The following is a 4,532-nucleotide window of genomic DNA, read 5'->3' as shown; positions in this document are numbered from 1 at the left end:
CCCGGAGCGCGGCGGTGGAGAGGTCCCGTAGCTCGAAGAACGTGTGCACGGTGCCCGGGTAGCAGGTGAGTTCGACGGGCACCCCCGCGGCGCGCAGGTGGTCCGCGTAGGCGGTGCTGTCGTCGGCGACGGGGTCGAGCTCGGCGGAGATGATCAGCGCCGGGGCCAGCCCGGTCGGGTCCCCGGCGATCGGCGAGATCCGCCAGTCGTCGTCGTCGGCGAGCTCGCCGAGGCCGTAGTGCCGCCAGGACCACCGGACGTCCTCGGCGCTGACGAGGTAGCCCTCGGCGTACTCCTTCAGCGAGGCCGCCTCCAGCCGTCCGTCCACGGCCGGGTACACGAGCACCTGGAGGTCGAGCGGCCAGCCCTCGTCCCGGGCGTGGAGGGCGGCGACCGCCGCCAGGTTCCCGCCCGCGGACTCGCCGCCGACCGACACCGTGTCGAACCCGAGGCCGCCCGCACTCGCGACGGCCCATTCCACCGTCGCCACGGCGTCCTCGACGGCGGCGGGGAACCGGTGCTCGGGAGCGAGCCGGTAGTCGGCGAGCAGGATCGCGAACCCGGAGGTGTCCGCGAGGTGGCGCATCGTCCGGTCGGACGCGGTGAGCCCGCCGAACGCCCAGCTCCCGCCGTGGAACCAGACGAGCAGCCCGGCGGGGTCCGCCGGCCGGTGGAGCCGGGCCGGGACACCGCCGGAGGCGGACGGCACGACCAGGTCCTCGGCCTCGATGTGCGCGGGTCCGGGTGGCAGGGACCCGAGCATCTGCTCGATCCCCGCGCGGGCCTCGGCGATCGGGGTCGCGGAGAGGGCCGGACGCCCGCGGGCGGCCTCCACCAACCCCCGCAGCTCGGGGTCGACCGGGTCGGAGCCGAGCGCGTCGCCGGTCACTGGTCCACCAGACTCAGGAAGACCCACTGGCCGTCCGGGGCCAGGCCCGCCAACCGGCGGCCGCACTGCTGCAGCACGACCGGCCCGGACGTGATGTGCTGCGTCCCCGCGTGCACGTCCCGGTACAGCCGCTGGAGGGTGCCGTCCCGCAGCGCCGTGGTCCCGGCCCAGCGGTAGACCCAGGTCGTGACCTCCTCGACCGCCCACGTCACGTGGGCGAGGGCGAGCCTGGTCTCCGTCTCCTGGTCCACGTCCAGCAGCTCGCCGCGGTCGATCACCGCCTCGTTGGCCGCCCAGGTCTCGTAGACCAGGGCGCGCGCCGCGCGGAACCTCGCCTCGGCCTCCGCGTAGCCGGCGTGGAACTGGTCGGTGTCCACCGCGGCCTGGGGTGTCCCGCTGCGCTGGAGCGCGTAGGCCTTCATCTCGTCGAGGACCCGCCTGCCGACGCCGACGGCCCACGCCGCGTGGCAGAGCGAGGCCAGGTTGGCCAGACCCAGCCGGTAGAGGGTCCCGCCGTGCACGTTCTCCCTGGTGGTGAGCGAGAAGGTGTGCTCGGCGGGGACGAACAGGTCGTCGATGACGTAGTCGATGCTGCCGGTCGCGCGCAGCCCCAGCACGTCCCAGTTGTCGACCAGCGTCGCGCTGCTCTTGGGGAGGTGGAAGACGCGCGGTTCGCCGGTCCCCTCCACGAGCGCCGCGGTGTGGATGTGGCTCGCCTGGTGCAGACCGGAGGCGAACTGCCACGTGCCCGAGAGCCGGTATCCGCCCTCGACCTCGACGGCGCTGCCGAACCGGCCGCCCTGGCCCGCGAAGGTGGCGAACTCGCCGTCGGCGGGGAAGTAGCGGCGCACGGCCGCCTCCCCGAGCCAACCCCCGGCGAAGCCCGACTCCATCTGCAGGGCCATCGCCGCCCAACCGGTCGAGGCGTCGGCGTGCGAGAGCGCGGCGATGGTGTCGATGATCTGGACGGGCGAGAACTCGTAGCCCCCGAGCTCCGCGGGCACGACGATCCGGTACACCCCGGACTCGGCGAGCGCCTGCTCCACGGCGGGCACGAGCCGCCCCGCCTCGTCGTTGGCCGCCCCGCTCTCGCGCAGCAGCGGGATCATCCCGGCGATGCGCTGCTGGACGGCGGCGAACTCCGCGCTGCGGTGCAGCCGCGACCGGGACGCTCTCCCGGTCCGCGGCTCGGCCTCGGTCACTGACGGCGGTGTCATGTGCTCCTCCTCGGGGTGGCGTGATCGACCTCGGACGGTAGGAGCGGGACAGACCCGCGTCGTTGCGCGACAGCGCACGCCGCTGTCGAGGGCGTGCGCAGAGGCGTCCCGGGCGGCTCGGGCACGACGGCGTTGCAGGGGCACGCGCGGCGGCGTCCCGCACTACGGTCGGGAGCGATCACGTCCACCGAGCGCGGAGGAGGCCCCGTGCCGACGCCCGATCCCGCCGTGACCGTCGAGCGGTGGTTCCTGCGGGAGGGCACGCCGTGGGTGGTCCGCGACCTGCGCGCCCACCCGGCCGTGGCCCGGATGCTCCCTTTCACGGTGGCGCTCGGCGCCTACACCCCGCCCTTCGCGCTGGCGGCGGTGCTGCTCCTGCCCGGTGTGGACCCGCTCGTCGCGCCGCCCGAGGCCGGGCTGCGGGTACTCGTGGTCTCCCTGGCCGGGATCCTGACGGCGGTGGCGGCGGTGCTGGTGTTCCTCCGGTTGCGGCGGACCCGTGAGGCCCTGCGCACCCGGACCGCCGGGCTGGTCGGGATCGCCGCCGCCCTCGTGCTGACCATCGTGCCGGACCTGTTCCGCGGGAGGGCGCTGACGGGGCTGGTCGAGACCGTCGCGCTGCTCGCGGTGGGTTGGGTCCTCGTGGTGACCGGTCTGGGGGCGCTGCTCGGCTGGGCCGTCCGACGCCTGGTGGTCCGGCTGGTCCCCCTGCTGTCCGTGGTCAGCCGGGCGATCCCGCTCCTGCTGCTGCTCGTCGCATTCCTGTTCATCAACGCCGAGGCGTGGCAGATGTCGGCGAACCTGTCCCGCGGGCGGCTGTGGGGCGTCGTCGGGTTCCTGGTGGCCGTGTTGCTGCTGTTCCTGGCCTTCCGGCTGCCCCGCGAGCTCGCGGCCGTCGAGGTGCCCGCGGAGCTGCCCGAGATCCGCGCCGCGTGCGCGCGCACCCCGCTCTCCCCGTGGGCCGAGCGGCTGACGGAGGTGGGCGAGCGTCGTCCGCTGCGCCGCCGGGAGCGGGTGAACCTGGTCGCGCTGCTGTTCGTGGCGCAGGGCCTGCAGGTGCTCGTGCTGTCCGTGGCGGTCTTCCTGCTGTTCCTGGCGTTCGGCGAGCTGGCGATCACGGACGCGACGATCGAGTCGTGGGTCGGGAGCCCGCCGACCCCGGGCGTGCTCTGGGGCTTCGACGTCCCCGTGTCCGACGAGCTGATCCAGGTCAGCATCGCGATCGCGGCGCTGTCCGCGCTGTACTTCGCGGTGTACACCGTCACCGACCAGGAGTACCGCACCGAGTTCCTCGACGACCTGCTCGCCGAGCTGCGGCAGGGACTGCTGGCGCGCGAGTGCTACCTCGCCACCGTAGGTAGGTGATCGCGCCCGATCTGGGTGGCGGTCACCGACGTGCCGGGGTCGGGTGCGGAGGAAGTCTGACGGGGCCCGGCGGGATCGGCCCGCCGCACCTCCCGAGGAGCCCTCCATGACCCTGTCCCTCGTCCCCGCCCGCACCGTCCCTGCCACCCGCGTCGCGGTCGGGGGTCTCGCCCTCTTCGCGCTCGCGAGCGTGGTCGCCGGGCTGTTCTCACCCGGCTACGACCCGCTGCGGGAGGGGATCAGCGCCCTCGCCGCCGTCGGCATGCCCGCCGCCCCGGTGATGGTCGCCGGGTTCCTGGCCCTCGCCGCGGGCACGACCGCCGCGGGCGTCGCGTTGTGGCAGCGGCTGCCCCGCGGGATCGCCGGGCGCACCGGCGCGGTGCTGGTGATGCTGTGCGGCGCGTTGATGGTGGTCGTCGGCCTGGCCCGCCAGGACTGTTCGGACTTCGTCGGCGCGTGTGTGGCGGCGGAGGAGGCGGGCACGATCTCCGGTCACCACGTCCTGCACCAGCTCGTCTCGCTCGCCGTGTTCACGGTCCTGGCCGTCGCGCCGTTCCTGCTGGCCGCGGGCCTGCGTCGGAACCCGGCCCGGATGCCCCTGGGCCGTTGGTCGGCGCTCGCCGGGGTGGTGGCGTTGGTGGCCGTCGCCGCGCTGCCGACCGTCGGCTACGGCGACCTGGCAGGCGTGGTCCAGCGCCTCGTCGTCCTGCTGCTGTTCGGCTGGCCGGTGCTGGTCGCGGCGGTGCCCGTCCGCGACTGACACGACCGCCGACCGGACCGCTGTCACCGCGCCGCCGCCCCGCGCCGGCGCGGTGACAGCGCCACCCGGCACGGTCGGACCGTCTCACCCACTCACCAGGAGCCCTCATGACCCTCGCGACCCATCCCGCCGTCCGCACCGCCACCGACGTCCCCCTCCTCGGCACGACGCTGGGCATCTGGGCCCATCCCGACGACGAGGCCTACCTCTCCGGCGGCCTGATGGCCCTGCTCCGCGACGCGGGCCCTGGTCCCGCTGGCCGAGACCGTGCACGAGCGTGCGAGCGTGGAGATCTTCCGCG

At 74.6% G+C, this 4,532-nt stretch carries 4 protein-coding genes and 1 pseudogene; 3 read left to right on the top strand and 2 right to left on the bottom strand.

Annotated features, from left to right (window positions below; translation table 11 throughout):
• Together H5J29_RS21815 and H5J29_RS21810 are read right to left on the bottom strand one after the other, a co-directional pair.
• Positions 1-889, bottom strand: an 889-nt coding sequence (locus H5J29_RS21815; RefSeq protein WP_181782906.1) for an alpha/beta hydrolase, incomplete at its 3' end; no start/stop codon positions are given.
• Positions 886-2,106 carry an acyl-CoA dehydrogenase family protein gene (locus tag H5J29_RS21810; protein ID WP_181782905.1) on the bottom strand — a complete coding sequence of 407 codons (1,221 nt, stop codon included), beginning with the start codon at positions 2,104-2,106 and terminating at the stop codon, positions 886-888. The genes H5J29_RS21815 and H5J29_RS21810, both read right to left, overlap by 4 nt.
• A gap of 207 nt (positions 2,107-2,313) precedes the next feature.
• Here H5J29_RS21810 and H5J29_RS21805 point away from each other — a divergent pair, with 207 nt between their 5' ends.
• The 3 genes and pseudogenes from H5J29_RS21805 to H5J29_RS21795 all read left to right on the top strand — a co-directional run.
• Positions 2,314-3,471, top strand: a complete 1,158-nt coding sequence (locus H5J29_RS21805; RefSeq protein WP_181782904.1) for a hypothetical protein — start codon at positions 2,314-2,316, stop codon at positions 3,469-3,471.
• Positions 3,472-3,577: 106 nt separating this feature from the next.
• Positions 3,578-4,231 carry a DUF998 domain-containing protein gene (locus H5J29_RS21800; protein ID WP_181782903.1) on the top strand — a complete coding sequence of 218 codons (654 nt, stop codon included), beginning with the start codon at positions 3,578-3,580 and terminating at the stop codon, positions 4,229-4,231.
• Positions 4,232-4,338: 107 nt separating this feature from the next.
• Positions 4,339-4,532: pseudogene (locus tag H5J29_RS21795) on the top strand (PIG-L family deacetylase); the annotation flags it as partial.

Origin of the sequence: Pseudonocardia pini (assembly GCF_013870575.1) — a bacterium.
Classification (GTDB): Bacteria; Actinomycetota; Actinomycetes; order Mycobacteriales; family Pseudonocardiaceae; genus Pseudonocardia; species Pseudonocardia pini.
The sequence above is the reverse complement of the archived record's forward strand: the minus strand, read 5'-3'. Positions and strand labels throughout refer to the sequence as shown.